The organism is Arthrobacter sp. MDT2-34-1 (assembly GCF_059091365.1).
Genome location: NZ_JBNHGO010000001.1, coordinates 2,066,674 through 2,093,365, shown reverse-complemented (window position 1 = coordinate 2,093,365; position 26,692 = coordinate 2,066,674). Strand labels below are relative to the sequence as shown.

The 26,692-nt window shown below is 65.0% G+C and carries 22 protein-coding genes and 1 riboswitch; of the genes, 12 read left to right on the top strand and 10 right to left on the bottom strand.

The features are described from left to right. Positions 1-96 precede the first annotated feature (96 nt). The 7 genes from AC5RVV_RS09820 (at position 97) to AC5RVV_RS09790 (ending at position 7,952) form a co-directional block, all read left to right on the top strand. A complete protein-coding gene (locus tag AC5RVV_RS09820; protein ID WP_494001129.1) occupies positions 97-900 on the top strand; it encodes a coniferyl-alcohol dehydrogenase in 804 nt (267 codons plus the stop codon). A 33-nt stretch (positions 901-933) separates the two neighbouring features. Continuing rightward, positions 934-1,872, top strand: coding sequence for an alpha/beta hydrolase (locus AC5RVV_RS09815; RefSeq protein WP_494001128.1), 939 nt, complete (start codon positions 934-936; stop codon positions 1,870-1,872). Next, complete coding sequence (locus AC5RVV_RS09810) at positions 1,869-3,209, top strand: aldehyde dehydrogenase family protein (RefSeq protein WP_494001127.1); 1,341 nt, start codon at positions 1,869-1,871, stop codon at positions 3,207-3,209. The genes AC5RVV_RS09815 and AC5RVV_RS09810 overlap by 4 nt, the downstream gene beginning before the upstream one ends. A 44-nt stretch (positions 3,210-3,253) precedes the next feature. Then, a complete protein-coding gene (locus tag AC5RVV_RS09805) occupies positions 3,254-4,774 on the top strand; it encodes a flavin-containing monooxygenase (protein WP_494001126.1) in 1,521 nt (506 codons plus the stop codon). A gap of 14 nt (positions 4,775-4,788) precedes the next feature. After that, positions 4,789-5,535: an IclR family transcriptional regulator gene (locus AC5RVV_RS09800; protein WP_494001125.1), complete on the top strand. Its 747-nt coding sequence runs from the start codon at positions 4,789-4,791 to the stop codon at positions 5,533-5,535. Further along, positions 5,528-6,256, top strand: a complete 729-nt coding sequence (locus AC5RVV_RS09795) for an SDR family NAD(P)-dependent oxidoreductase (protein WP_494001124.1) — start codon at positions 5,528-5,530, stop codon at positions 6,254-6,256. The genes AC5RVV_RS09800 and AC5RVV_RS09795 overlap by 8 nt, the downstream gene beginning before the upstream one ends. Positions 6,257-6,917: 661 nt before the next feature. Continuing rightward, positions 6,918-7,952: an AAA family ATPase gene (locus tag AC5RVV_RS09790; RefSeq protein WP_494001123.1), complete on the top strand. Its 1,035-nt coding sequence runs from the start codon at positions 6,918-6,920 to the stop codon at positions 7,950-7,952. A gap of 216 nt (positions 7,953-8,168) precedes the next feature. Here AC5RVV_RS09790 and AC5RVV_RS09785 read toward each other — a convergent pair whose 3' ends face one another. The 3 genes from AC5RVV_RS09785 to AC5RVV_RS09775 form a co-directional block, all read right to left on the bottom strand. Continuing rightward, positions 8,169-9,476, bottom strand: a complete 1,308-nt coding sequence (locus tag AC5RVV_RS09785) for an Nramp family divalent metal transporter (protein ID WP_494001122.1) — start codon at positions 9,474-9,476, stop codon at positions 8,169-8,171. A 109-nt stretch (positions 9,477-9,585) separates the two neighbouring features. Further along, on the bottom strand, positions 9,586-10,290 hold the full coding sequence (locus AC5RVV_RS09780; protein WP_494001121.1) for a YoaK family protein: 705 nt from the start codon (positions 10,288-10,290) through the stop codon (positions 9,586-9,588). Then, positions 10,287-11,813: a gamma-glutamyltransferase gene (locus AC5RVV_RS09775; RefSeq protein ID WP_494001120.1), complete on the bottom strand. Its 1,527-nt coding sequence runs from the start codon at positions 11,811-11,813 to the stop codon at positions 10,287-10,289. The genes AC5RVV_RS09780 and AC5RVV_RS09775 overlap by 4 nt, the downstream gene beginning before the upstream one ends. A gap of 179 nt (positions 11,814-11,992) precedes the next feature. On the opposite strand from AC5RVV_RS09775, the gene AC5RVV_RS09770 reads away from it, so the two are divergent. Then, entirely contained in the window at positions 11,993-12,706 is a 714-nt protein-coding gene (locus AC5RVV_RS09770) for a FadR/GntR family transcriptional regulator (protein WP_494001119.1), read from the top strand. A 49-nt stretch (positions 12,707-12,755) separates the two neighbouring features. Here the strand turns inward: AC5RVV_RS09770 and AC5RVV_RS09765 are convergent, their stop codons facing one another. Genes AC5RVV_RS09765 through gcvH form a run of 3 tightly spaced genes read right to left on the bottom strand, consistent with a single transcriptional unit; the run spans position 12,756 to position 15,886 of the window. Next, positions 12,756-14,171: an L-serine ammonia-lyase gene (locus tag AC5RVV_RS09765; RefSeq protein WP_494001118.1), complete on the bottom strand. Its 1,416-nt coding sequence runs from the start codon at positions 14,169-14,171 to the stop codon at positions 12,756-12,758. Between the two features lie 9 nt (positions 14,172-14,180). Then, positions 14,181-15,491, bottom strand: a complete 1,311-nt coding sequence (gene glyA, locus AC5RVV_RS09760; protein WP_494001322.1) for a serine hydroxymethyltransferase — start codon at positions 15,489-15,491, stop codon at positions 14,181-14,183. 8 nt (positions 15,492-15,499) lie between these two features. Then, positions 15,500-15,886 (bottom strand): glycine cleavage system protein GcvH, encoded by a 387-nt coding sequence (gene gcvH / locus AC5RVV_RS09755; RefSeq protein ID WP_494001117.1) that lies wholly within the window; start codon positions 15,884-15,886, stop codon positions 15,500-15,502. A 440-nt stretch (positions 15,887-16,326) separates the two neighbouring features. Beyond that, a riboswitch (glycine riboswitch) is annotated at positions 16,327-16,428 on the bottom strand. Positions 16,429-16,831: 403 nt separating this feature from the next. Here gcvH and AC5RVV_RS09750 point away from each other — a divergent pair. Both AC5RVV_RS09750 and AC5RVV_RS09745 read left to right on the top strand, forming a co-directional pair. Continuing rightward, complete coding sequence (locus AC5RVV_RS09750; protein ID WP_494001116.1) at positions 16,832-17,626, top strand: peptidoglycan-binding protein; 795 nt, start codon at positions 16,832-16,834, stop codon at positions 17,624-17,626. 76 nt (positions 17,627-17,702) lie between these two features. Continuing rightward, positions 17,703-20,099: a hypothetical protein gene (locus AC5RVV_RS09745; protein WP_494001115.1), complete on the top strand. Its 2,397-nt coding sequence runs from the start codon at positions 17,703-17,705 to the stop codon at positions 20,097-20,099. A 109-nt stretch (positions 20,100-20,208) separates the two neighbouring features. On the opposite strand, the gene AC5RVV_RS09740 is transcribed toward AC5RVV_RS09745, so the two are convergent. Together AC5RVV_RS09740 and AC5RVV_RS09735 are read right to left on the bottom strand one after the other, a co-directional pair. Next, the gene (locus AC5RVV_RS09740) at positions 20,209-21,786 is read right to left on the bottom strand and encodes an amino acid permease (protein ID WP_494001114.1); all 1,578 of its coding nucleotides are present in this window, start codon (positions 21,784-21,786) and stop codon (positions 20,209-20,211) included. Between the two features lie 257 nt (positions 21,787-22,043). Beyond that, a complete protein-coding gene (locus AC5RVV_RS09735; protein WP_494001113.1) occupies positions 22,044-22,856 on the bottom strand; it encodes an SGNH/GDSL hydrolase family protein in 813 nt (270 codons plus the stop codon). Between the two features lie 168 nt (positions 22,857-23,024). Here AC5RVV_RS09735 and AC5RVV_RS09730 point away from each other — a divergent pair, with 168 nt between their 5' ends. Beyond that, the gene (locus tag AC5RVV_RS09730) at positions 23,025-23,168 is read left to right on the top strand and encodes a hypothetical protein (RefSeq protein WP_494001112.1); all 144 of its coding nucleotides are present in this window, start codon (positions 23,025-23,027) and stop codon (positions 23,166-23,168) included. A 34-nt stretch (positions 23,169-23,202) separates the two neighbouring features. Here the strand turns inward: AC5RVV_RS09730 and AC5RVV_RS09725 are convergent, their stop codons facing one another. Next, positions 23,203-23,955 carry a hypothetical protein gene (locus AC5RVV_RS09725; RefSeq protein WP_494001111.1) on the bottom strand — a complete coding sequence of 251 codons (753 nt, stop codon included), beginning with the start codon at positions 23,953-23,955 and terminating at the stop codon, positions 23,203-23,205. A 351-nt stretch (positions 23,956-24,306) separates the two neighbouring features. Here AC5RVV_RS09725 and AC5RVV_RS09720 point away from each other — a divergent pair, with 351 nt between their 5' ends. Then, positions 24,307-25,128 carry an oxidoreductase gene (locus AC5RVV_RS09720; RefSeq protein WP_494001321.1) on the top strand — a complete coding sequence of 274 codons (822 nt, stop codon included), beginning with the start codon at positions 24,307-24,309 and terminating at the stop codon, positions 25,126-25,128. 38 nt (positions 25,129-25,166) lie between these two features. Here AC5RVV_RS09720 and scpC read toward each other — a convergent pair whose 3' ends face one another. After that, complete coding sequence (gene scpC, locus AC5RVV_RS09715) at positions 25,167-26,687, bottom strand: succinyl-CoA:acetate CoA-transferase ScpC (protein WP_494001110.1); 1,521 nt, start codon at positions 26,685-26,687, stop codon at positions 25,167-25,169. Positions 26,688-26,692 lie beyond the last annotated feature (5 nt).

Sequence of the window (26,692 nt, the reverse complement as noted above, 5' to 3'; positions counted from 1 at the left end):
ATAGCAGAATCTTGTTGATGATGAGTGATCCTGTGTCCGAGAGTTGGGGAGCACTGGCGTGATGTACTTCGCGCAGCCTACCCATGTCCCGAAAATATGGAGATCCAGTTGAGCCTCTCGGAAAACTACGAAATGGCCGGTTCGACCTTTGTCGTGACCGGCGTTTCATCAGGTATTGGGCAGGCCCTCGGGCGGCTGCTGGTCGCGGCGGGGGCGCGGGTAGTGGGCATCGACCGACAGGCGCCGGCGGACGAACTGACTGATTTCATCGAGGCCGATCTGACCGATGCCGATGCCCGTGAGCACATTGGCCGAGAACTACCAGATCAGCTCTCTGGCCTCTTCAATGTCGCAGGGGTTCCAGGTACAGCTCCTGTGGAAACTCAACTGATGGTAAACATTGAGGGCTGTCGGCTCATGACGGAGCTGTGTCGCCCGCGGATTGAGCGAGGTGGGTCAATCACCAACATCGCTTCGCTCGCAGGCTCCGGATGGCGGAACAGGGCGGAGCTGATCCGCGACTTTCTGATCCTTGGAGATCCGGTAGCGCAGCTGGTATGGCTCGCCGAACAGGGAATCGCTGGCGCGGCGATGTACTCCTTCACCAAGGAGTGTGTCATTCTCCTCAGTTCACAACTGGCTGTGGACTTCTTGCCTGATGGAATCCGAGTTAACTCAATCAGCCCAGGGCCTGTGGATACCCCCATCTTGGCTGATTTCCGCCAGACCATCGGAGACCGGGTCATTGATGGATCCGCAGCCGTTTTGGGCCGCCTGGCCACGCCTGAGGACGTTGCAGCCGCGGCGCTGTTCACTGCGAGCCCCGCTGCGGGATGGGTCAACGGGATTGACCTGCCGGTGGACGGTGGGCTCTCTGCCTATCGCTTGGCAAGCGCCTAAAGACCGAAGTCCCAGCAAGATTCGAGGATATCCATGAACACTCATCTCGTTCCGCAGGTGGCGGCCGGAGTACGCCCGATTGTAGAGAAGGTACTCGAAAATCGGCCGGCCGAACATGTCTTCACCGTCGACGGCCTGCGGAAGAATACGCCTAATCTGAAGGCCTTAATGGGCTCCTACTCCCTGGGCTGCCAGATCGACGAGGTTTCCATCCTCCGACTGGAAGATCGTGAACTGACGGGACGGCTCTACACTCCTCAGGCCGGTAGCCAGGAAACGCTTCTGATCTACATTCACGGTGGCGGATGGGCCTACGGCAACGCGGACTTCGTCGCTGATACCGCGGCATACATGAGTATGGCCACCGGCTGCCGTGTGCTGTCTATCAGCTACCGGCTCGCGCCTGAGCACCGCAGCCCTGCGGCTCAGGAGGACGTGACCGCCCAACTGCGCAGGATCTGTGCAGAGCCCGGCGCGTATGTTGATGGAGCACGGCGTTTGGTGATCGTTGGCGACAGCGCAGGCGGATATCTCGCTCTCTGCGGGGTGCTGAGCATTAATCCGGATGAGCGGGTGGCCGTAGATTCCATGGCACTGGTTTACCCGGTGGTAGATCCTCCTCACCAGCATGACAGCTACCGGACCAATTCCGACGGGGGCACGCTTACAGCCAACCGTATGGAGATGTTCTGGAATCTGTACGAGCCCAATCCGGCGGCCCGTAAGTCGGCTTTGGACGCTGCCTCGCCTCAATCGCCCCTGGAGAGCCTGCCGATGACCACGGTCATCACTGTCGACCTAGATCCCCTCCGTGATGAGGGACAGGCTCTGGCTGAACGTCTCGCGCAGGCTGGGCGGCTCGCAGGCGCGGTTAACCTCCCTGGCCAGGTACATGGCCTGATGTGGATGCGCGGACAGACATCTGATGCCGACCTCATCTTCAATGAGCTCAGGTCTCTTGTGAGCGCATGAATATTGCACAACTAGCCGTTGTCTCCGATCCCGCGACTCTGCAGGAGATTGACGCCATCACCTTTGATGCCCCTGAGGCGGTGGAAAACACCGTCGCTCGGGGTTCCTCGGCCTTTGAACAATGGAGCAAAACTCCTGGCGAAGAACGGGCGAGGCTCCTGAACCTAGCTGCAGAGGAATTGCGTAGCGGGGCGGTGCCGTTGAGTGATTTGCTGACCCGCGAGCAGGGTAAACCCCTGCCCATGGCGCTGGCAGAGGTGCTCAACGCGGCAGAGATGCTTTCCGGCAGCAACGCTCCGGAAGTTCCCGTTGTTAGATCGGCAAGAGGTGGAAATCAGGTCGTCCGACGCTCACTTGAGCCGTTCGGGGTGGTCGCAGCAATTTGCCCATCGAACTTTCCTCTGCTGTCGCTGGCGTCCCGGATGGCGCCGGCGCTGCTTGGGGGAAACGTCGTCATCGCCAAGCCAGCGCTCTCCACGCCCCTGACGACTCGCAGAGTGGCAGAGTTATTCGCTGACATCCTGCCTGCAGACGTGTTTCAAGTGGTGACTGGTGACCGGACTGTGGGTGAAGTCCTGCTGGGCCATAGCCTGGTGCGACGAGTGTCTATCGGCGGGTCCGTACGCACCGCAGGAGCCGTGGCACGGAGCCTGGGCGCAGCGGTGGAAAAGGTTCAGTTCCAGATCAGTAGCAACGACGCAGCCGTGGTTATGCCAGATGCCGATATCTTCGCTGCCGCCGCCGGAATAAGTGCTTCGGCCTTTCGGAACTCGGGGCAGGCCGATTACTCAGTTAGGCGGGTCTACGTACCGGAATCCCGGCTGGATGAGTTTCTCCAGGCAGCCAGCTCATTCTGTGAGGACCATGTCGTTGGCCACGGGCTCCATCCCGAGGTCACTGTCGGCCCACTGCATTCCCTCAAGGCGCTTGACCGGGTTAACGGTCTGGTTGAGGAAACTTTGCGCTACGGTGGCCGGATGGTGGCGGGCGGCATGCCGGGCACGGATTTGCCCGGTTACTTTGTGGCTCCCGCACTTCTGTTCTGCCCCAATGGCGATGAACCCCTGGTTACTCACACCCAGACCGGCTGCGCGCTTCCGGTGGTGCCGTACCGTTCAGCCGCAGACCTATTGGAGAGGCTTGGCCGGGAGGCCGGTTCATTTACGACATCCCTATGGACCGACGAGCCCGATGCTGCGGCGGCCACAGCGGCAGGCACTCGCCTGCGGTCAGTCTGCGTCAATCATCACTCCAACACAATCGACGTCCAGTACGCCCAGACGTACGGCGCGCCAAACAGCTTCATCGCACCGCGAACAATCAGCATTTTCTACTAAATTTTCCGATCCGAGCGATCACCAGACTACTAAGGAGCACGAAAATGTCGCCTTCGAAAGCCCCGGGTTATCCCCGGCGCCAGGTAGCGATTATTGGTGCCGGGTTTGCAGGGGTGGCCATGGCCCACTATCTGCAACAGGCCGGTATCCACGACTTTGATGTCTTGGAGCGGGCCTCTAGCCCCGGTGGCACCTGGCGTGACAATAAGTACCCCGGGGCGGCGTGCGACGTCCCTTCGCTGCTCTATTCCTTTTCGTTCTACGACAAGAAGGACTGGCGGGATTTCTTTGGTACACAGGCAGATATCCACAACTACATCAACGAGTCCTGCCAGGCGCTCGGTATTGACCGCCACATCCGCTACGACACTTCAGTCATTAAAGCGGCCTTTGATGAGGAAGCGTCCGCGTGGACGCTCACCACGGGCACCGGTGAACAGCTTGAGTACGAGCATGTAGTTTTCGCCGTCGGCCAACTCAGTGAGCCCCACATTCCAGCGATTGACGGCCTTGAAGGTTTCAGTGGCACGTACTTCCATTCGGCGCGCTGGGACGATTCTGTGGACTTGACTGGTAGAAAGGTTGCCATTGTCGGCAACGGTGCAACAGTTATTCAGCTGGCTCCCGCCATCGCAGATTCGGTTGGGGATCTGAAGGTTTTTCAACGTTCGGCCAATTGGATCATTCCCAAGCCGGTACGTCCCCGAAACCCGTTGTATGACCGGCTCGAAAAGTCCAAGGCAGGCCGAAAGCTCATTCGGGGCTGGTTGTACACCCAGCGTGAGCGCCGCATTGCCGTCATGACCGACGACGAAGCCAACGCGAAGATGACCGAAGCGTCGCGGCAGTACTTCGAACAATCCGTTCAAGATGACACGTTGCGTTCGCGTATGATTCCCGACTATAAGCTCGGGTGCAAGAGGATTTTGATCTCAAATCATTATTTGCAGACGTTCAACCGCGCGAATGTCGATTTGGTCAGCGACAAGATTGTCCGGGTGTCGGAATCGGGTGTCATGACCGCGGACGGAATTGAGCACGAGGCAGACGTGATCGTCTTCTGCACTGGGTTCAAGGCCACGGAGTTCCTTGGCTCAATCCACATCACCGGCCGCGGCGGCCGGTCCCTGCACTCGGTCTGGGACAAGGGCGCCAGCGCGTACTTGGGCATCTCTGTCCCGGAGTTCCCAAATATGTCCATCATGTACGGGCCTAATACAAACCTGGGGTTCAACTCAGTGGTGTATATGCTTGAATCACAGGCAAGTCACATCGTCCGACTCCTAAAAGCCAGGAGGGTACTGGGCGCAGCCGAGGTAGAGGTCAAGCAAACGGCTGCGGAAAAGTTTGAGATTTGGGCGCAGCAAAAGCTGGACAAGACCGCTTGGGCGTCTGGCTGCACCGCTTGGTATAAGACGGAAAGCGGCAAGATCACCAACAACTGGCCGTCGCACACCTATGCCTACCGACTCCTCACACGTTACGCGCCTTTGACCGGTTACCGGTTCGCTGCTGCCCGGCCTGCCGAACGCCCGTCCGATCACCGGGAGAGTGTGGGGGCCTGACATACAGTAATCCGGTGGGAACAGAGAACACTTCGGTTCGTAATGCGCTCCGGCTGGCCAAGCTGTTGCTGAGCCAGGACCGGGTGCGGGTTACCGATGCGGCAAATTTTCTGGGTGTGGCCCCGTCCACAGCCCATCGCTTGCTGACGACGTTGGTGGGGAGAGGATACGCCCAAAAAAACTCCGACCATGCTTATTCGGTGGGGCGCGTACTGCAGCGGCCGAGTCTTCGCCATGACCTGTATGCAAAGGTCAAGGACGCATCCCAGCCGTTCCTCGAACAGCTGGCGGAACGGACCAATGAGACGGTCAATCTCCAAGCGCTGGAACACGACGAAATCCGGTTTGTTCTCTGCGTCGAGGCTCGGCGAGGGAACCGAGTGGGCGACCGTACCGGCCATGTGCTGCCGCTTTTCAGTTCAGCAGGCGGCCGGGCAATCCTCGCTCATCCTGCCTCAGAAGCAGTGCTGGAACAGGTAGCTGTCCTGGCAGAGGCCGACCCAGCATATTCCCGGTTCAAGGCTGAACTGCCAGTCATCCGGAGCCAGAGATTCGCCGTCAACAAGGATGAAACACAACCAGGCATCACGGCAATAAGTAGAGGGCTCCTGGTCCAGGCGGAGACGGTCATGGCCGTCAGCGTCGCGATTCCGACCTTCAGGCATGACCCGGAGTCTCATGTCTATTTTCTGCGGGAACTAGACAATACCTGCCGCCGGATCGAGGCGGCGCTCACAGAAGTGGAGGAAGAAGTTGGATGATTTCAAGGGGCGGACCCTGCTTGTAACCGGAGGTTTCGGCGGCATCGGCAGGAGCACAGCCGAATATTTCCATAGCCGGGGAAGCAACGTGTTTGTAATCGACTACGACGCAGAAGCGGCCAAGGAAGTAGCGACTTCGCTAGACCCTGGCCAACGCACGGCTGGTTTTGCTTCGGCCGACGTCACCTCGGCCGAAGCCTGCGTAAGGGCGGTAGAGCAATGCGCATCCAGCTTTGGAACCATCGACTTCGTGGTGCCTTCGGCAGGCATATTCGGCCACGGTCCCTTGGACGGAGCGGACCTGAAGCAATGGCGGCAGATCATGGAAGTCAATGTGATGGGCGTCGTCAATACGCTTCAGGCCTGCATTCCGCACCTGGGCGAGGGCAGCGCCGTCGTGAATCTCAGCTCCATGGCCGGTAGCCGGAGCAACGCCGGAGTGTCGTCCTATTCCGCTTCCAAGGGTGCAGTCGAAAGCCTGACGCGGTCGATCGCGCGCGAACTCTCACCCCGGACTCGGGTCAATGCCGTGGCCCCCGGAATCATCGCCACGTCAATGGGAGATACCGCTGCCGGTGCCGCCGGAGAGCCCCCGATTCCGCTCGGCCGCCGAGGCGAGCCGTCAGAAGTAGCCTCTGTCATCGGCTTCTTATGCTCGAAGCAGGCCAGCTACATAACGGGTGAGACGATTCACGTCAATGGTGGGCTGCTAATGAAATAAACTCCCACGCGCGGGTAAAGCCTGCAGCGTCGGTCAGTTTGTATTGCCCTGCATAACGTTCGGGGACGGGCTTGGGAGTGTACTTGTGGCCTTGCCGTTCAACACAGCGCTGAAGCGTTTCTGACTGCGGGGTCGAAGGACCGGTCATCCGCGCGAAGCTAGCAGCGGAACTGCCGCTCTCACATGAGGCGGTAAATCTATGGTTGGCCTAACCTGACAGCCTCGGTTGTAAAAAGCACGCGGACCAACGACTGAACTACCTGAATCACATTATCTACGCCGATAACCGTGAGTATGTCCCGGCAGTGTCTCGATGAAGCATCCGCTAACGGGACATACATGAACCTTGGTGGACATGAATCCCATCGCGCTGGGGCCGTTCACAGGCGTTCCTAAGTTCCCGCTCATCTTTGTCGCGGTGTGCGGCCGGCTTGCGAGACTGTCAGGCCGAGGCGCGCAGGGTTCGGCCCTGAGCAGGGAAGGAATGCGACTTAGACAACCATGCTCCTCCATTGCGGACACTTGTATGGCACTGCTCATTGTTCTCCGGCCAGTGCCCGCATATCAAACGGAGACCCGGTGTCGCGTGAACTACGGCCAAAGGGGGATACTCGTGAGGCCAACCGCTCCCCGGTCGGGAACCGGGTACTACAGTGAGTGCATGGCTCCCAGCCGCAATCCCCTCGACGACCTGCGCGAAACAATCGGCCATCTGGCCGATCAGCTCAAGCTGCACGGTTCGGAGCGCGTCGACGACTTGGTCGGCGATCGCATCGGTGCGAGGCCCGGGCCGGCCCGGCCGCTGTCCGAGGTGCAGGCCGAGCTCGACACACTGGTCGGACTGGGGACCGTGAAGGAACAGGTGCGGGCCCTCGTCGCACTGCTCCAGGTCCAGGCCCGCCGTAAGGCGCACGGCCTGCCGGAGGTGGCCACATCACAGCATCTGGTGTTCCTCGGAAACCCGGGCACGGGCAAGACCACCGTGGCGCGGCTTCTGGCCGAGATGTACCGCGCGGTCGGTCTACTGCAGAAAGGCCACCTGGTCGAGGTCGATCGTTCGGGCCTGGTGGGGCAGTACGTCGGCGCGACCGCCATCAAGACGGACCGGGTGATCCGGCGTGCGCTGGACGGCGTCCTGTTCATCGATGAGGCCTACGCGCTGGCCCCAGAGGACGGCCGGGCGGACTTCGGCCCCGAGGCGATCGAGGTCCTGCTCAAGCGGATGGAGGACTACCGCCACCGCCTGGTCGTGATCGTGGCCGGGTATCCGCAGCTGATGGAGTCCTTCCTGCTCTCGAACCCCGGACTGCGCTCCCGATTCGCCCGCGAGATCACGTTCCCCGACTACTCCATCGACGAACTCCAGACGATCTTCCACCGGATGCTGGCCCAACACGAGTACACGCTGGAGCCGGGTGCGGACCAGATGCTGCGCCGCATTTTCACCGGCCTCCACGCGGGCGAGGACTCCGGCAACGCACGGTTCGCCCGCACGCTGTTCGAGCAGTCGCTCAACCGCCAGGCGCTGCGGCTGTCGCTGGACGAGGAACGAAGTCTCGATGCGCTCGATCGTGAAGCCGTCATGACGCTCACCGAAGACGACATCGTCGAGGCCGCGCTGGCCTTGGGCGAGGAGCCGGAACCGGAACCAACGCCGGAACCGGAGCAGTCACGCTGGCGGCGCTGGCTGGCCTAACCGGCAAACAGCGGTTGCGATCCGAACAACCAGCTGCCGGAGCATCACCAAAGGGAGACGGAAGGCCCGCGACGTTGCGGGCCTTCCGTACCTTATAACTTCTCCCCATGGCTGCCGAGGCGTCTTTGCCCCGGGACCGCAGTGGTGGCCAAACCAGCTACCCTGCCGGGAGCGCCGGCGGGGCTGGGCAGCCGCTGGGCCACCTCGCCCTGCGTGTCAGCCGCCGAAGAGCGGGGCGATCGACTTGACCAGCTGCTGGATACCGAGGACGCCGAACAGCAGGGCACAGATGCCCAGTGCGATGTTCGTGTGCAGCCGGTTGGCCCACGCCTTCGGGATCCGCTTGCCGTTGAGGAGGCCGAGCAGGGTCAGGGCAAGGAACGGCATGAACAGCGAGCCGAGGACGCCGTAGGCCAGGATCAGCGCGATCGGCTTGCCCATGATGAACAGCAGCATGGGCGGGAAGGTCAGCCAGAGCACATAGAACTTGAAGTACTTGCCCCCCACGCGGGTGTCCGGATGGCCGGAGGGCTTCTTGCGCATGTGGCCCCAGAAGTCGGCGAACATCAGGGACACGCCGTTCCAGACGCCGATGATGGAGGAGAACGACGCCGCCCAGAAGCCGACCAGGAAGGCGGTGCCGACGACCTCGCCGTAGCGATCGTTGAGGACGTTGCCCAGATCCAGCAGGCCCTCATCGCTTCCGCTGATGGAGACTCCGGCCGAGCGGACGACCTCCGCGCCGACGATCAGCATGGCAATGACGAAGATGCCGGTCATGACGTAGGCCATGGAGTTATCGATGCGCATGACACGCATCCACTTGGGGGTGTACCAGCCCTTTTCACGCAGCCAGTAGCCGTAGGCTGCCAGCGTGATGGTGCCGCCGACGCCGCCGGCGAGGGCCAGGGTGGACAGGAGGCCGCCTTCTGCCGGGATCGAGGGGATCAGCCCCTTGAGCATTTCGGGGATGTTGGGAACGGCAATGATGGCCAGGCCCACGACGGTGACGAACATGATGCCGACCAGCGCTGCGGTGATTTTCTCGAAGGTGGCATATTTGCCGAACCAGATCATGACGAAGCCGGCCAGGCTGTTCAGGATGGCCCACGCCCACAGCGGGAGCACCGGGAACATGGCGGCCAGCGGCAGCGCTGCCGCGGAGGTGGCGGTGGCGCCGTAGACGAAGCCCCAGATGATGATGTACGGGCCGAAGTACCACGTGGTCCAGCGGCCGAGTGTCAGCCAGCCTTCGAAGATGGTCTTGCCGGTGGCCAGGGTGTAGCGTCCGGCGCCTTCGACCAGGACGATCTTCATGACGACACCGACGATGACGGCCCAGAAGAGCTGGTAACCGAATTGGGTGCCGGCCACCAGGGTGGCGACCATGTCCCCAGCCCCCACGCCGGTGGCCGCTACGACGAGCCCGGGGCCGACAATTTTCCATTTGGCGGGCTTGCCGCCGTCGTCGTCAATCCGGTCGGCGTGGTTCACCGCTCCGGTTGGCGCGTTGTACTCAGACATTTGGATTTCCTGTTCTTGGAAGAATTGGTGCAATCGACGTGAGGCTTGTTCCGTCAGGGCAGCCTCTGGTTCTTTCCCCTTTCTCGATCGGGCTCGCAGCGGGCAGGTGTCAGGACGCCTGGGGTTCCAGCCGCCGGCAGAAAAGAGCCATCAGGAGAACCAGGGCGGTGGGAACGGCGAGGGCCGTGAGGCCGGCAAAGGGTACGACGGCCGCACCGACGATGGCGCCGCCCAGCATGCTTCCAACGGCTGCCAGCTGGCGCGCCGAAACACGCCGTTTGCGCCAGGTTCGGCCCGCTCCGGCCTCGGCGAAGAATTGCGAGAGCGTGGAGGTGACGACCACGGTGTTGATCTCGGGGACCGCCAGAAGTCTCGCGGCGAGGCTCTGGCAACCCATGGCCACCCCGATGAGGGCGGTGATGACCAGTCCCAAAGATCCGCCCCCGTTCATGAAAGCGAGGGCGGTGCTCGCGGCCAGGAGCACCCCGGTGGTGAGGAACAGCATCCGTGGGGCCGGGGATCCCCGCTTTGTTGCCTCCAGCAGCCTGTTGCACAGGCCCGCCACCATGCATCCGACGCAGAACGCGAGGAGGGCGACCAGCGGGTGGATCAATTCGGCCCAGTCCCCGCTCAGTCCGATTCCCACCAGGATCAGGTTTCCGGTCATGTTGGCGCCGAAAATGCGGTCCAGTCCGAGGTAGGTCAGGGCATCAAGGAAGCCCGTGCCGAACGAGAGCACCGTCAAGAGGAGCGGATCGGGAAGCAGCCAGCCGCGCCGGGCACTCTTTGCCGGACGCCTTTCCGTCAGCGTCATCCGAGCGGTCCATAGCGTCCGGATCCGTCCGATCGGGGATCGCTGGCCGCCACCGGAGCGCCGGCGGAATCCACCGTGACCAGCTGCATGTGCCCCAGCCCGTCGGTGAAGTCCGGCTCCATGCGGGTCCTGCCGAGGCTCGCGGCCAACTGCTCCCGCGTCCCGGCATCCACGGACTGTTCAATGACGGCCACATCGGCACCCTGGTCGTCCTGCACGATCATCCAGCGCGGGCCCAGCAGCGCAGACGCCGGCGATTCGCCCGCCCACTGCCTCAGCAATACCTGGGCGTGGATCTGCGGCTGGGCCTTGCCGCCCATGGTCGACTGGATGTAGCGGATGCGCTCGTGCTCGTCGGTCACCATGACCGGCATCAGCGTGTGCGGCGGCATGGCTCCGCCCCGGAAGGCGTTCGGCTGCGAGTCGTTCAGCGAGAACATTGAGCCCCGGCACTGCAGGATGACGCCGGTAGCCGGATCCATCAGGTACGAGCCGAAGGCCGAATACAGGCTCTGGATCCAGGACACGCTCAATCCCGTGCTGTCCACGCACGAAATTCCGACCGTGTCTCCGTCGGCCCGGGCCGAGGCCAGTGCGGGGGTTCCCGACGACGGCAGGTCCTCCAGGCCGTAATTGCGGTAGAAGTACGGTTCGGAGTCTTCGCTGAGGATGTTGTCCCGCAGGTGGTTGCAGATCCGGGCATTGACCTGCATGGCCTCGACGACATCCGGCGAGGTCACCGCATGGCCCGTCGCCGCGGACAGGTTCTCCAGTAGCCGGATCAGTGCGAAGCCCTGGGTGGGCGGCGGGCTGGTGTACACGGTGTGGCTTTCGCCGCGATGGGACAGCGGCGCGGCCGTGACCGGGACGACCGATGCGAAGTCGTCGGCGCTGAATTCGGCGCGATGGCCCTGCATAAACGAGAGCAGTGACTCGCCCGTCGTGCCCCGGTAGAACTCCTGGAACCCCGCCGAACCCATGCGGCGCAGCGTTTCCGCCAGCGCCGGGTTCGACACGCGCTTGCCCGGCTCAAACGAGGAACCAAACAAGGCGGAGACGAGTTCGGCACTTATTCCTCCGGCAGCTGCTGCTTTGACCGCTGCCATCGTCACCGACCGGGACAGCTGATAGCCGCCGGCGAGTTCGGCCGCCCTTTCGAGCAGGGTCGAGGGATCCAGACGCCCGTACCGCTCGTGCAGGTGCTGCCAGCCGGCGGGGGCTCCGGGAACCGTGAGGGTCGCCGGTCCCCGGGCCGGCATCTTCTCGCCAAACCGATCCCTCATGTCCGCCAGGCGGCCGGCACCGGGGGCCCGGCCTACGGCAAGCACGCACTCAGGCTCTGCATCGGGTTCCTTCACCAGCGCCACCAGATCGCCGCCGATGGAACAGTTGTGCGGATAGACGACGGACAGGACGGCGGCCGCGGCGATGGCCGCGTCGACGGCGCTCCCGCCTTCCTGGAGAACGGCCCACCCGGCCTCCGTGGCCAAGTGGTGCGGTGTTGAGATTGCTGCTTGATTCATTGCGGGGGCTTCCTCTGCTAGTTCACAGAACCGGTAGGGTGGTTGGACCACTTTGGGTAGCATAGTGAGGTGAGTCACTAAACCACAAGGTGTGGTGCCGGGAAATACACTTTTAATTGCCGGGAACTTGTGCGGTCAGGGGGGAGACCCGCTAGCCGGTACCCATAGAGAGGACGAATATGCGGAGCCTGAGGCAGGAGCCTTTATTGGTATTCAGCGATCGCGTAGACGTCCTCGCCGAGGCAATTCGGACCCGGATTGAGGACGGTACCCTGAGCCCCGGAGCTAAACTTCCGAGCGAACGGGAAATTGCCGAGAATTACCGCTTGTCCAGAAATACGGTGCGGGAAGCCCTGCGTGAGCTCGAGGCCGTCGGCCTGCTGTACCGCCGCCCCGGCAGCGGCACCTACGTAGCCGACGAACCGCTTTTGGCCTTCGGCTCCTCGTCGCTGACCGGCAGTACCGGTGCCGGAGACCCGATGAATCACGTCATGGATCTCCGCCTTGTCATCGAACCGGGGATCGCCAAGCGGGCGGCCATCAGGGCACGGGGCCAGGTCTCCAAATTGCGGTCGATCCTCGATGCCGCCACCAAAGAGGCGGCCCGCCCCCAGCCTTCGAACGCGGAATTAAGAAAACTGGATTTGGATTTCCATGCGGAACTGGCCCGGCTCTCCCTGAACCCGCTGCTGACCGAATTGTTGGCGATGTCCAATGACCTGATGGCCCCCTCACGTGCCGACGAATTCCTGACGCTGGAGCGTGTCCGAAGCTCTGTGATGTGGCACGGCCGCATTTTTGAGGCTGTTTTGGCGCGCGACGGAGACGGGGCCTTCGATGCCATGGAGGAGCACCTGATCGACATCAAGGGCCACACCGAAAAGGGACAGTGAATACGGGGCAATACCGCCGCCCGCGAGGCTTAGCCGGACCGGCGCGCGGTTAGCACTCGACGACGTTGACGGCCAGGCCTCCCATCGCGGTTTCCTTGTACTTGGAGCTCATGTCCTTGCCGGTTTCACGCATGGTGATGATGACTTCGTCCAGCGAGACGCGGTGCGTCCCGTCGCCCCAGAGCGCCATCTTGGCCGCGTTCACGGCCTTGGCGGCGCCGATGGCGTTGCGTTCGATGCAGGGGATCTGCACCAGGCCGCCGATCGGGTCGCAGGTCAGTCCCAGATTGTGCTCCATGGCGATCTCGGCGGCATTTTCCACCTGCGCGGGACTGCCGCCCATCACCTCGGCCAGTCCCGCTGCGGCCATCGAGGACGCGGAACCCACCTCGCCCTGGCAGCCGACCTCGGCGCCGGAGATGGAGGCCTGCTCCTTGTAGAGGACCCCGACGGCGGCGGCAGCCAGCAGGAACTTGACGATGACGTCTTCCTTGTCCGCCTGCGTCGCCTTGTCCATGCCGGGCGCGTAGTGCGTGGCGTAGAACATGACCGCGGGGATGATGCCGGCCGCTCCGTTGGTCGGTGCGGTGACGACGCGGCCGCCCGAGGCGTTCTCCTCGTTTACGGCCAGGGCCACCAGGTTGACCCATTCCTGCCAGTATTTGTGGTCCCGGTCCTTGTCTTCCTTGCGCAGCCGCTCATGCCAGGCGGGGGCCCGGCGCCGGACGTTCAGCCCGCCGGGCAGGACACCTTCGCGCCTGATGGCGGAGTCCTTGCATTCCTCCATCACCTGCCAGATGTGGATCAGGCCTGCGCGGATGTCCGCCTCGGAGCGCGAGGCCTTCTCGTTGAGCATCATGATGTCGCTGATGCCCAGGCCGGTGTTGCGGCAGTGTTCGAGCAGTTCCGCCGCCGTCCGGAAGGGGTAGGGGAGCGTCGCCTGGGCGGCATCCGGCTCCCGGGCGGCGGCACCTTCCTCGCCGTCGCGGACCACGAAGCCGCCGCCCACGGAAAAGAACGTCGCCTCGTGAAGGACCGAGCCGGCGTCGTCGGTCACCTGGAATTTCATCCCGTTGGTGTGCCGGGGCAGCACGGTGAGCGGGTGCTGCACCATGTCCTCGACCCGGTAGGCCAGGACCCGCCCGGCCGAGCCTTCGACCCGCGCGCACATCTGCAGCTCGCCGGTCGAGGCCATCTCCGCCAGGCGGGATTCGACGTCGTCGGGCAGGATCTGCTCGGGCTGGAAACCTTCCAGCCCGAGCATCACCGCCGTGAACGTGCCGTGGCCGCGGCCGGTGGCCGCGAGGGACCCGTACAGGTCCACCCGCAGCCCGGCCACCCGGTCCAGCACGCCGCTTGACACCAGTTCCCCGGCAAAGACCGCGGCCGCCCGCATCGGACCGACGGTGTGCGAACTGGACGGACCGATGCCCACGGTAAAGAGGTCGAAGACGCCGACGGCCATGATGGCTCCTCAGCGCCCTTCGGTTGCGGAAACCGGTGCCAGGTCCGGGTAGAGCGGGTGCGCCTGGGCCAGTGCCTCCACCCGGGCCTTCAAACCGGACAGGTCCGCGGCCGGCCCGGCGATGAGGGCCTCGGCGATGATGTCCGCGACCTGGCGGAACGCCTCGTCGCCGAAGCCGCGGGTGGCCAGCGCCGGCGTGCCGATGCGCAGGCCGGAGGTGACCATGGGCGGCCGCGGGTCGAACGGCACCGCGTTGCGGTTCACCGTGATGTCGATGGCCGCCAGCAGGTCCTCGCCCTGCTGTCCGTCCAGCTCGGAATTGCGCAGGTCGACCAGGACCAGGTGCACGTCCGTGCCGCCGGTCAGCACCGTGATGCCCTTCTCCGCGACGTCGTGCTGCGACAGCCGCTCGGCCAGGATCCGTGCGCCCGCCAGCGTACGCTGCTGGCGGTCGGCGAATTCCTTGGAGGCGGCAACCTTGAACGCCACGGCCTTGCCCGCGATGACATGTTCGAGCGGCCCGCCCTGCTGGCCGGGGAACACCGCGGAATTGATCTTCTTGGCGATGTCCGCCTCGTTGGTCAGGATGATGCCGCCGCGCGGCCCCGCCAACGTCTTGTGCGTGGTGGACGTGACAACGTGGGCGTGCGGCACCGGGCTGGCGTGCAGGCCGGCGGCCACCAGGCCGGCGATGTGCGCCATGTCCACCATCAGGTACGCCCCGACGTCGTCGGCGATCCGGCGGAATTCCGCGAAGTCGAGCTCGCGCGGGTAGGCGGACCAGCCGGCGATGATCAGCTGCGGCCGGTGCTCGTGCGCCAGCCGCTCCACCTCGGCCATGTCGACCCGGTGGTCCTCCTCGGAGACGCCATAGGCGGCCACGCTGTAGAGCTTGCCGGAGAAGTTGATCTTCATGCCGTGGGTCAGGTGTCCGCCGTGGGCCAGGTTCAGTCCCAGGATGATGTCGCCGGGCTTGATCAGGGCGTGCATTACCGAGGCGTTGGCCTGCGCGCCGGAGTGCGGCTGGACGTTGGCGAAGCCGGCGCCGAACAGCTCCTTGACCCGGTCGATGGCCAGCTGCTCGATCACGTCGACGTGCTCGCAGCCGCCGTAGTACCGGCGCCCCGGGTAACCCTCGGCGTATTTGTTGGTCAGCACCGAGCCCTGGGCCTGCATGACGGCGACGGGGGTGTGGTTCTCGGAGGCGATCATTTCCAGCCCGGACTGTTGGCGGCGCAGCTCGTTGTCGATCTGGGCGGCAATTTCCGGATCGAGGACACCCAGGTCCGCGTTCAGGCTGGTGCTGGCGACCGCCGTCATTGCCGCGCTCACGCTACTTCACCACCGTTGGCGGAGGCGTACTCCTCGGCGGAGAGCAGCGGGCCCTCCTCCGACACCTGGACGGTGAACAGCCAGCCGGCACCGTAGGGGTCGTTGTTGATCACGGCGGGGTCGGCCACGGCGTCGCCGTTGACTTCGATGACCTCACCGGTCACCGGGGAGTAGAGGTCTGAAACGGATTTGGTGGACTCGATTTCACCGCAGGTCTCGCCGGCCGTCACGACGGTACCGACCTCGGGGAGATCCACGTACACGATGTCGCCCAGCGCCTCGGTTGCCACGGCAGAAACGCCGATTTTGGACGGGCCGGAACCGTCGGCGGCCACCCATTCGTGCTCCGCGGAGTATCGTAGTTCGGCGTTGACTTTGCTCACTGTGATGCCTTTCTTAAACACGCTTTTTGTTGAGGAGATGAGAGGAGGTCGCCTCGGCCCCTTTAGTGCACCCGTTGTGTTCGCCTTGACGCTTCGGGGCGGAAGCACGTGCGGACGGCGATCATGGCTTCGATGAAGCGGTCGCTGGTCGCCAGATCCCCGGACTCCTTGGCTCGAGGATCAGGGCGCGGGCACCGGGAACGACGGGGCGGGATTAAGGTGGGGCGAGGGCCGGCAACCAAGTCTTTGAGCGATGGCTGCGGAGGACGCGCCGCTGCAGGTAGGAAGTCATGAGGAACTCCAAGATTGGGCCGGCCCGAGGGCTCGGCTGGGATTTGGGTTCCTCCCCGCTCTGTATTTGACCTGAGAGATTCCGCGGAGTGTGTTCCGCTTGCACCGTCGGTGAGCCAGGCTGCTGCCTGACTGCTTTCCAGAGTTGCCTAGCCGCGGCGGTACATGGGCCTGAGAGATTCCTGGGGAGGATTTGCTCCTACGGCGCCTGCCCGAATGGTGTGCGGAGAGGACTCTCCCGCCACGGTTCAAAAGGCATTCAGTTGTGGGTGATTCGCCTCACACCCTACACACAGTGCCGGTGCGATCCCAAATTTCCGCCACCAGACGTCAGGCCCCGTCGCCGCTCCAGGGTTGCGCCGGCCGCCAATTCAAGGTCGCGTCCCGCCGGCCGTCGTTCTCCGGTCCCGCCGGTCCAGTTCAGGGCCACGTCCGCCTCCGCCGGTCCAGTTCAGGGCAGTGTCCGCCGCTGCGCGTGCGGCCGAACGCCGACGCCTACACAATGAATGGATTCATCAGTATGCTTTGCGTTGATGTCGTCGAGAGGAAGGCTGATGACCGAGGCGCCGGTACCGCCGGGCCGTTGACAAGAATCGACAGGTTGCGACAACGGGTTGGAACGAATGGCGCTTTGCGCCGGAAACGGAGATTTTGATGAGCAACGACATAGGACGCACGCCGCTATCGCCGGAGGAACTCGAATCCCAGTCCGGGACCGCGCTGCCGGACAAGGAAGTCGCGTCCATCCTGGATCTGAATGCCGATCTCGACCTGGCCATCGATGCGGCCGCGCCGATCGACCTGGCCGTCGCGGCTAACGCCAACGTGGCGGCCCCCATCGATGCCGCCGCCTCGGCGAACCTCCTCTCGTCCGGCTCCACGGCGCAGGCCCTGTCCGACCAGGGCGTCATCATCAATCAGGGCATCACGGCCGACGCGACCGCCGAGTCGACCCAGGACAGCACCATCGACCAGGGCAATGACACCGTAGAGGACGCCGGGGCAACGGCCGGTTCCGCTGCCGGGACGGGCGCCGCCGTCGGCGCTTCCGGCCTTGCCCAGGAGGGCGCCGCCGGGCAGGAGGAAACTGCTCCGGCGCTGCTGCCCGACGGTACCCTTCCCGATGGCACCCTGCCCGACGGCACGTTGCCGGACGGGACCCTGCCCGACACCGGATCCGTCACGGACGGCCTCGGGTCGACCCTCGACGGGAACCTGCTCAACGTCAACGTCGATCTGGCCGCGGACGCCGATATTGCCGCCCCGATCAACGGCGCCGTGGCAGCCAACGCCAACGTTGCCGCGCCGATCGACGCCGCGGTGGCGGCGAATATCGGCTCGATCGACAGCAACGCCGTCGCGGTGGCGCAGCAGGACGCCATCATCAACCAGCAGATTGACGGCAGCGCCGAGGCCAGCGCCGGCCAGCAGTCCGATCTCGAACAATAGCCCCTGAATGAGCATCAGTCCGAGCCGGCCGCCGGCCACGAGTGACCCGTTGCCCGGCGGCCGGTCGGCTGCCCCTTTGATTGACGTCCCGGCGCTGGCCGACGGGGTGCAGCTCCTCGGACCGGCGCGGGGATCCGGCTACCGGGAGCCGCCCGCGCTAGTCCGGCGCGCGGACGGCCAGACGCTCCAGCTCACCCCGCTCCTGTATGCCATTCTGGAGGGCGTCGACGGCTCCCGGAGCCTCGACCAGATTGCCGAGCACGCCGGCGAGAAGTCCGGCAGGCTGATCACTGCCGGAAACGTGCAGACCCTGATCGACAAACAACTGCTGCCGCTGGGCCTGCTGCGGCTCGCCGACGGCTCGCAGCCCGACGTCAAAAAGGCGAGCCCGCTCCTGGGCATGCGCTTCCGCTACACGGTCACGGATCCCGCGCTGACCCGGAAGCTGACGGCTCCGTTCGCTGTCCTGTTCCATCCGCTGATCGCCCTGCCCGTAACCCTGGCCTTCCTGGCGGCGTGCTGGTGGGTGCTCATGGTCAAGGGCCTCGGCTCGGCAACGCACCAGGCCTTCGCCAACCCGGGGTTGCTGCTCCTGGTCTTCGCCATCACCATCCTCTCGGCCGGCTTCCACGAGTTCGGCCATGCGGCCGGGGCGCGCCGCGGCGGCGCAACGCCGGGAGCCATGGGCGTGGGCCTGTACCTGATCTGGCCGGCCTTCTACACCGACGTCACCGACTCCTACCGCCTGGGACGCGGCGGCCGGCTCCGCACGGACCTGGGCGGCCTTTACTTCAACGCCATCGTCGTGGTGGGCACGATAGGCGCCTGGTGGCTCACCGGCTTCGACGCGCTGCTGCTGGTGGTGGTGACCCAGATCCTGCAGATGGTGCGCCAACTGCTGCCCCTGGTCCGCTTCGACGGCTACCACATCCTCGCCGACGCCACCGGGGTTCCCGACCTGTTCCAACGGATCAAGCCCACCCTGCTGGGGCTGCTGCCCTGGCGGTGGTCCGACCCCGAACCCAAGCTGCTCAAGCCCTGGGCCAGGGCCGTCGTGACCGCCTGGGTCCTGACCACGGTGCCGCTGCTCCTGTTTTGCCTGGCCATGATGGTGGTCTCGCTTCCCCGGGTCCTGGGGACGGCCTGGGCCAGCATCATGGACCAACACAGGCTGCTGGCCGATGCCGGTGCGGACGGCGATGTCGCCGGCATGGCCGTGCGTGTCCTGGCGATCACCGCCGTCGCGCTTCCCGTTCTCGGGATGGCCTACATCCTGCTGCGCCTGGCCCGCCAGCTTGGCACGGCGGCCTGGGCGAAAACCCGTGGCCGGCCGCTCCGGCGGGTGACCGCCATGGCCGCCGCCGCCGCCGTTCTTGCCGGCCTGGCCTGGGCCTGGTGGCCCGACGACGGCGCCTACCGCCCGGTGCAGCCCTACGAACGCGGAACCCTGTTCGATGCGGCGGCTTTCTTCGCCCCGATGTCACCGCCAGGGCTGGCAGAAGGCGGCGCAGGACAAACGGTGGCGGCATGGCCCTCCGGCACCGACCTGCCCACGGCGGAGGAACCGCAACTGGCGATGGTCCTCGTTCCCCGCGAGCTGCAGGCCGGGCATCAGGAGACCGCTACGGCGGACACCGCCGAGGCTTTACAGCACGACGGCGGTTCCGGCACCACCGTTACTGAGGCCGGCGCCGGCACACCGCCGGCCTGGGTCTTCCCGTTCGACCGGCCGCTGGCCCCCGAGGAGGATGGTAACCAGGCCCTTGCCGTGAACGTTGAGGACGGATCCGTGGTTTACGACGTCGCCTTCGCCCTGGTGTGGGCCGAAGGCGGGCCGGTAGACGCCACGAACGAGGCCTACGCCTTCGCTTCCTGCCGGGACTGCACCGCCGTCGCCGTCGGCTTCCAGGTTGTCCTGATCCTCGGCCAGGCCGACGTCGTCGTCCCCCAAAACCTTTCGGCGGCGGCCAACTACAACTGCGTCGAGTGCCTCACCTACGCCCTCGCCAGCCAGCTTGTCCTCACCCTCGACGGCCCGCTCAGCGACGCAGGCATGGAGAAATTGGCAACCCTGTGGGAAGAGATCGCGGCCTACGGCCGGTCGCTCGAAGACGTTCCCCTGGACCAAATCCAGGCCCGCCTGAACGACTACAAGATGCGCATCCTCGGCATCATCGAACAGGACGCCGCCATCAGTGACGGCAACGCCGACACAGGCACCGACGCGGCGTCCGAAACAGACGAGACCGCCGACACTGGCTCGTCTCCCGAGGCAACACCTCCGGCGGACACCGGCAGCGGATTGCCGCCCGCCCCGGCAGAGGCACCCGCCGGTGAACCCGAGCCCGGAACGGCGACAACATCCCCCGCACCCATGCCCACCGGTACGCCGCAGCCCGAACCCGCCCCCGTGCAGGAGCCTGCCCCCGCACCCACTCCCGCCGACGAGCCCGCTCCGGCGCCGAGCGGGTGACACCGGGCAGGTTGCCGCCATAACGTGGCGAGCGGCTACGGCCGGGGCCCCGCAGCGCTTGAGTACCGCCGGTGCCCCGCTCCGTCTGGGTAGCCCGGGGGCAGCAGGGTCACCGGGTGGCGTGGGCGGGTTCCTCCTCGAGGTCCTCCGGTGACCGAAGGTCCATCTCGAGCAGCGGCACCATCTTGGACTTGGTGATGAAGCGGTGGGCCAGCCATAGGGCGATGAAGACCGGCAGCCCGATGTAGGAGGAAAGCACCTCCATGCCCCGCCCGGCCAGCACGGCCTCGTAATTCTGTCCGGCGATCACCAGGACCAGCATGGCGAAGGCCAGCAGCGGGCCGACGGGGAACAGGGAGGCCTTGTACGGCAAGTCGCTGACCTTATTGCCCTGCGCCAGAAAGCCGCGCCTGAAGCGATAGTGGGAGATCGCGATTCCCGCCCACACGATGAAGCCGCACAGGCCGGACATGTTCAGCAGCCAGGAGTAGGCCGCGCCCTGACCGACGATCGCTGAGAGGAACCCGAAGAGTCCCACGGCCGCGGTGGCCAGGAGCGCCGGAATCGGCACGCCGCGCGCATTGGTACGTTGGAAGATTTTCGGGGCCTTGCCGTCATGGGCCATGGCATAAAGCATGCGCGTGGAGGCATACAGTCCGGAGTTGCCCGCCGAGAGGATGGCGGTCAGGATCACCGCGTTCATCAGAGCCGCCGCGAAGGCAATCCCGGCGCGCGAGAAGACGAGCGTGAACGGGGATACTGCGACATCGGCCTCGCCGGAGGCCAGCAGACTCGGATCGGTGAACGGGATGAGGCAGCCGATGATGAAGATGGCGCCAATGTAGAAGAGCATGATGCGCCAGAAGACCGTGCGGATGGCCTTGGGCACTTCGCGGCGCGGGTTCTTGGCTTCGCCCGCGGCGACGCCCACCAGCTCGGTGCCCTGGAAGGAGAACCCGGCGATCATGAAGACCGAGATGATCGAGACCCAACCGCCGTGGAAAACTTCATCGCGGTTTTCCCAGTTGCTCAGGCCTGGCGAATTATCCCCGAGGATGCCGAAGATCATCAGCACGCCGGCGATCAGGAAGAGCACGACTGCGGCGACCTTGATCAGGGAGAGCCAGAACTCCGACTCCCCGAAGGACTTGGCGGAGAGGGCGTTGAGCCCGGTCAAGACGAGCAGAAAGATCCCGGCCCACACCCAGCCCGGGACTCCCGGGAACCAGAAATCCATAATGATTCCGGCGGCGACCAGCTCGGCGGCCACCGTGATGGCCCAGTTGAACCAGTAGTTCCAGCCGATCGCGAACCCGAAGGACGGCGAGACAAAACGGGTGGCAAAGGTCTGGAAGGAGCCGGCGACCGGAATCTTGGCCGACATTTCGCCCAGCGACTGCATCAGCAGGAACACCATCAGTCCGACCAACGCATAGGCGGCCAAGGCTCCGCCGGGACCCGCTTGGGAAATCGTGCCGCCCGAGGCCACGAACAGCCCCGTGCCGATCGCACCGCCGATGGCGATCATTTGCAGGTGGCGGCTGCTCAGCCCGCGCTTGAGTTCGTTGTCGGCCCTGCCGGAGGTGCGGCCCGCCCCTGTCCCTGGAAAAGATCCGCGTCGTGTTTCTGCAGCTGGTGTGGGCGCCACAGCACTGTCGTCTGTATGCGTGGGGGAGCTGAGTCCCATTGTGCCTCCGGAAGGTAGCAGCGGTGGTTCAGCTTTCCGGGCGGGCCGCCGGAAAGGACGGTGATCAAGCTAACACGCGCAGAAAATGAGTCATTAAGCAGGGCGGATGTTGCTGACAAGAACTTCAAAATCTTACGAGTACCGGCGTCCCCGCACGAAAAGCAGCAGAGTTGCTAATCCGGTCGCGCTTTTGGGTAGATGTCTCTTGTTCATCTGGTAGGGGCCAGTGCTGGATGCCCAATGGCTGACATGCAGGTTCAGCGGTGTCCCTGGAAGGCCTGCCATGTCAGCTCGGCCAGGGCGGCCTGGCCGGCGGGGCCGGGGTGAAAGTAGTCCAGGGTGCTGATCTCGGTGGCGGAGAACTTGTAGGCGTACACGGCGCCCCGGTCCCAGTGGCAGTTCCCGTACCGTGCACACGTCTCCGCGAGGATCTCATTGAAGGCCCGCTCGCGGGCAACCACTTCCTGCCGCTGGTTCTCGGTGAGCTCGGCGCCAAGCACGGAGGGGCAGGTTCCATTGGCCGCCCAGACCCGTCTGGCCTCCTGATCGGTGCGCAAAACGGACCACAGGCGATGAAGGTCGGGAATGCTGCTGACGTAGATGCGGGCCCGCGGCAGCCCGCGTTGCAGCGAATCGAGGGCAGCCGCGACGTGCCTGGCGAAATCGGCGGTGGACGTCATCGCTGATGCCGACGAGGCGCACAGGTCGTTGGCTCCGATGAGCAGGGTGATGTAGTCCGCCTTCTGGGCCACGGCCATGGACGCCTGTCCAGGAAGATCTGCCGCCTTGGCGCCGCTTGCCGAGTCGTTGAAGTTGTTGTTGTTGATCTGGGGGTGCAGCGCCGCCAGCCGCTCGTAGTGGCTGCGGATGTCGTCGGACCGCCCGTCGCCGGTTGACCAGGACTTGGCCGGGTAGTTGCCGGGCCGGCAACAGGTGTTTGCGGCTTGGGTAATGGAATCTCCGAGTCCCGCAATGGCACTTGGATACGATCGCGGGGCGACGGATCCAGGCAGAGCAAGCAGCGCCAACAGCATCAGCGGCAGGATCAGGAACCGGACGGTGCTGCCCACGGAACCCCTTCCATGTCGAAGACTCTAACCACCGGCAGCGACTGTCGCCATAGAACCGGGACGGTAGATGAACATCCAGAGCGTGACCGAAGCTGAGCAGGCCGGCACCAAGCGGCAGATGGCGCGTGTCTTGGCACCGGGAGCGGCCTGTCCACGTAGGGTCGAGTCATGGATGGGCACCAAGCGACCGAACTGGAAGGGCAGACGACGATCAACGAGTTGCTTGACGAGCCGGTCGGCGTTGCACCGATCCAAATGACACTGCCGATCTATGTCCAGCTTGCGGCGGGAGAGTTCCGCCGCCTTTCCTGAATTCCTCACGCCGTCTGAGTGCTATCGACATCGGCTAGGTCCAGCGCGAAGCCGCCGGCCGGCGCCGCCAAGCACTGATCAAAAGCCAGATACTCCAGACGAGGCTCGCCGCGATGCCAACCAGGGTCGGCAGGGCGTTATTCGGCGAAAATCCTTCGGCACCAATGACCCAGCCCTGCACCAGGTAAGCCAAACCGGTCAGCCCCAGCAAGGAGCCCACGAACCTTGATACCCGGCCGCTCCAGATGATAGCGACGGCAAACAGCACAAACGAGAGCCCCAGCAACAGACTTTGGTAACTGCGGGCGCCCCATTCCAGCCAACGAATCCCTTCCGCGACATCGAAGCGGGCGGCCTTTTCCGCCTCCGGCGCGGCTGCCCAGGCATCCACTGCCTGCTTCAGGGCAACGCCGTCAACGGCTTGGAGGACCGCATAAAGCGGCAGCGCGGCTGCAGCGGCGACGCCGGCGAACCTGGACACCCAGGAAGTCGCGCCGCGGTGGAGGTCCAGGGCCGCGAACAGGACCAGCAGCCCGGCAATCAGGATTGTCATCCCCGCGAACTGGCCCACATGAATCCCGGTCCAGGCAGCACTGTTCGCGTACTCGGAGAAGGCTGCTGCATGATCATTGGCGTTGGCAGCGCCAGGGTGGAATATTCCGGCCAGCAAGGAGACCAGCACCCCGGCAAAGAGCAGAGTTGCGGCCAGCCGCAACCGCGAGCGGGTGGGCACTGGTGAATCCTGCTCATCTGCGCGAGTGGGCCGGACGACGCCGTCTTGATCCATGATCCGCCTCCCGACGGCGGCCCGGCTGCGTCTGCTGTCTTGAGGGGTCAGCCTTGGGCCGCCACTATGCAACGGGGTAAAGCCCTCGTATTGCCAACAGTGTGCTCCGGACTTCGGCACTTGTCGAGACGGCGGGAGCGGCAGCGGTAGGGTGCCCGCAAGGGACGTTCAGAGGGCCACAGGACAAGCCGGGTCGGCATCCGCTGCTCTCCACTCGGGGCCGCTACACTGGCGCCATCGACGGTTGCCGGCGGGTCTTTGGTGCCGACGGCGGCGCCCGGACGTCGCCGGACGAGCAGGGCACCGCCGTCGCGATGGCATTGACGAAGTGAGGCGGACGGCGCGATGGCGATGGACAAAACGGCACTGGTAACCGGAGCGTCTTCCGGCATCGGGGAACACACCTGCCGGGAACTGGCACGCGGCGGCTTCACCGTCTACGCCGCCGCGCGCCGCGTGGAGCGGATGCGCCCGCTGGAAGCGCACGGGATCCGCGTCCTCGAGATGGACCTGACCGACGACGCGTCGATGGTGCGCGGGGTGGAGCAGATCCTGTCGGAGCAGGGACGGCTGGACGTGCTGGTCAACAATGCCGGGTACGCCTCCTACGGCGCCATCGAGAACGTGCCGCTGGAGGACGCCCGGCAGCAGTTCGAGGTGAACCTGTTCGGGCTGGGGCGGCTTATCCAACTGGCGGCCCCGGCCATGCGGGCCCAGGGCAGCGGGCGGATCATCAACGTCTCCTCGATCGGCGGCGTGTTCTACGAACCCCTCGGCGGCTGGTACCACGCGGCGAAATTCGCGGTCGAAGGTTTGTCGGACTGCCTTCGCGTGGAGCTCAAGCCCTTCGGCATCGACGTGGTGATCGTCGAGCCCGGGCCGATCCTGACCGAGTGGGACGCCATCGCGGTGGAGAGTCTGCAGCGGAGTTCCGAAGGCACGGCGTATGCGCAGCAGGCGGAGAGCGTGGCGCGGGCGATTGGCGGGGCCTACACGGAACGCACGGGAACGCGGCCGGAGGTCGTTGGCCGCCGCATTGCCCGGGTGGCGGGCGCGCGGCGCACGCGCAGCCGGTACCCGGTCGGGAGGGGCGCGCGGACGATCATGGGCGCCCGCCGGCTGCTGCCCGACCGGGTCTTCGACGCCGTGCTCACCAGAATCTACCAGCGCTGAGCCTGCGCCTCGCAGCCTTGGGTGGGGGATGCGGACCGTTACTGCTCTGCGGGGAGCATGCTGCCCGTCTCCACGAAGCGCTGGTGCCAGGACAAGGCCTCCCCGAGCAGGTGCGGGGTGTGCTTGCCGAAGCTGTCCCGGCAGGCGCGGTCGAAGTAGTCCTGCAGCATCGGGCGGTAGTCCGGGTGCGAGCAGGTCTCGATGATCTTGCGCGCCCGCTGCTTCGGCGCGAGGCCGCGCAGGTCGGCCAGCCCCTGCTCGGTGATCACGATCATCGTGTCGTGCTCGGTGTGGTCGACGTGGCTGGCCATCGGCACGATGCTGGAGACCTTCCCGCCCTTGGCCATGCTGGGGGACATGAAGACGGACAGGTAGCTGTTCCGGGCGAAGTCGCCGGAGCCGCCGATGCCGTTCATGACCTTGGTGCCGGCCACGTGCGTGGAGTTGATGTTGCCGTAGATGTCCGCCTCGATCATCCCGTTGAGCGAGATGCAGCCCAGCCGGCGGACCAGCTCGGGGTGGTTGGAGATCTCCTGGGTGCGCAGGATGATGCGCTCGCGGTAGTAGTCGACGTTGGCGTTGAACTCCTCCAGGCCGGTGCGGCTAAGCGAGAAGGACGTGGCGGAGGCCATGCGCAGCACACCCTCCTTGAGCAGCTGCAGCATGCCGTCCTGGATGACCTCGGTGTAGGCGGTCAGGCCGCGGTAGCCGCCGGCCGCCAGGCCCTCCAGCACGGCGTTGGGGATATTGCCGACGCCGGACTGCAGCGGGAGCAGCTGCTCGGTCAGGCGCCCGCGCCGGACCTCGTGGTCCAGGAAGTCCAGCAGGTGGCCCGCGATCTGCTGCGACGCGTCGTCGGGCGGGTTGAAGGGGGAGTTCCGGTCGGGCGCGTCGGTGTGCACGACGGCCACGATCTTGTCCGGATCCACCTGCAGGTAGGGTTCACCGATCCGGTCATCGGGATGCTCGAGCGGGATCGGCCTGCGCTCAGGCGGCAGGGCGGTGCCGTAGTAGACGTCGTGCATGCCCTCGAGACCCACCGGCTGGGCGTTGTTGATCTCCACGATGACCTGGCTGGCCTGCCGGAGCCAGGTCATGTTGTTGCCCACCGAGCTGGACGGGATGAGCCGTCCGTCCTCGAGGATGCCCACCGCCTCGACCACGGCCAGGTCGACGTCGCCGAAAAACCCGAACCAGGTGTGCTGGGCGACGTGGCTGAGGTGCATGTCGATGTAGTCCAGCTCGCCGGCATTGATCCGTTCGCGCAGCGCCGGGTCCGACTGGTAGGGCAGGCGCAGCTGCATCCCGTCGACCTTGGCGAGGGCGCCGTCCAGCTCGGGGGCCGTCGAAGCGCCGGTGAGTACGCGGATCTTGAACTCCTCCCCGGCCGCGTGCGCGGTTTCCATCCGTGCCGCGAGCGCCTGCGGCACCGCCTTCGGATAACCGGCGCCGGTGAAGCCGCTCATGGCCACGGTCATCCCGGGTTTAATCAGTTCAGCCGCCTGCTCCGCGCTCATCACGCGCTCGAGCAGGCGGGCATTGCGAATGCGGTCTTGCATCGTGC

Excerpts from the sequence above, each read along its gene's own strand:
- AC5RVV_RS09725 (WP_494001111.1), bottom strand. The coding sequence starts at position 23,955 with ATGGATCAAGACGGCGTCGTCCGGCCCACTCGCGCAGATGAGCAGGAT.
- AC5RVV_RS09790 (WP_494001123.1), top strand. The coding sequence starts at position 6,918 with ATGGCTCCCAGCCGCAATCCCCTCGACGACCTGCGCGAAACAATCGGC.
- AC5RVV_RS09785 (WP_494001122.1), bottom strand. The coding sequence starts at position 9,476 with ATGTCTGAGTACAACGCGCCAACCGGAGCGGTGAACCACGCCGACCGG.
- scpC (WP_494001110.1), bottom strand. The coding sequence starts at position 26,687 with ATGCAAGACCGCATTCGCAATGCCCGCCTGCTCGAGCGCGTGATGAGC.
- AC5RVV_RS09750 (WP_494001116.1), top strand. The coding sequence starts at position 16,832 with ATGAGCAACGACATAGGACGCACGCCGCTATCGCCGGAGGAACTCGAA.
- AC5RVV_RS09810 (WP_494001127.1), top strand. The coding sequence starts at position 1,869 with ATGAATATTGCACAACTAGCCGTTGTCTCCGATCCCGCGACTCTGCAG.
- AC5RVV_RS09730 (WP_494001112.1), top strand. The coding sequence starts at position 23,025 with ATGGATGGGCACCAAGCGACCGAACTGGAAGGGCAGACGACGATCAAC.
- AC5RVV_RS09720 (WP_494001321.1), top strand. The coding sequence starts at position 24,307 with ATGGACAAAACGGCACTGGTAACCGGAGCGTCTTCCGGCATCGGGGAA.
- AC5RVV_RS09780 (WP_494001121.1), bottom strand. The coding sequence starts at position 10,290 with ATGACGCTGACGGAAAGGCGTCCGGCAAAGAGTGCCCGGCGCGGCTGG.
- AC5RVV_RS09775 (WP_494001120.1), bottom strand. The coding sequence starts at position 11,813 with ATGAATCAAGCAGCAATCTCAACACCGCACCACTTGGCCACGGAGGCC.
- glyA (WP_494001322.1), bottom strand. The coding sequence starts at position 15,491 with ATGACGGCGGTCGCCAGCACCAGCCTGAACGCGGACCTGGGTGTCCTC.
- AC5RVV_RS09765 (WP_494001118.1), bottom strand. The coding sequence starts at position 14,171 with ATGGCCGTCGGCGTCTTCGACCTCTTTACCGTGGGCATCGGTCCGTCC.
- AC5RVV_RS09770 (WP_494001119.1), top strand. The coding sequence starts at position 11,993 with ATGCGGAGCCTGAGGCAGGAGCCTTTATTGGTATTCAGCGATCGCGTA.
- AC5RVV_RS09805 (WP_494001126.1), top strand. The coding sequence starts at position 3,254 with ATGTCGCCTTCGAAAGCCCCGGGTTATCCCCGGCGCCAGGTAGCGATT.
- AC5RVV_RS09740 (WP_494001114.1), bottom strand. The coding sequence starts at position 21,786 with ATGGGACTCAGCTCCCCCACGCATACAGACGACAGTGCTGTGGCGCCC.
- AC5RVV_RS09820 (WP_494001129.1), top strand. The coding sequence starts at position 97 with ATGGAGATCCAGTTGAGCCTCTCGGAAAACTACGAAATGGCCGGTTCG.
- AC5RVV_RS09815 (WP_494001128.1), top strand. The coding sequence starts at position 934 with ATGAACACTCATCTCGTTCCGCAGGTGGCGGCCGGAGTACGCCCGATT.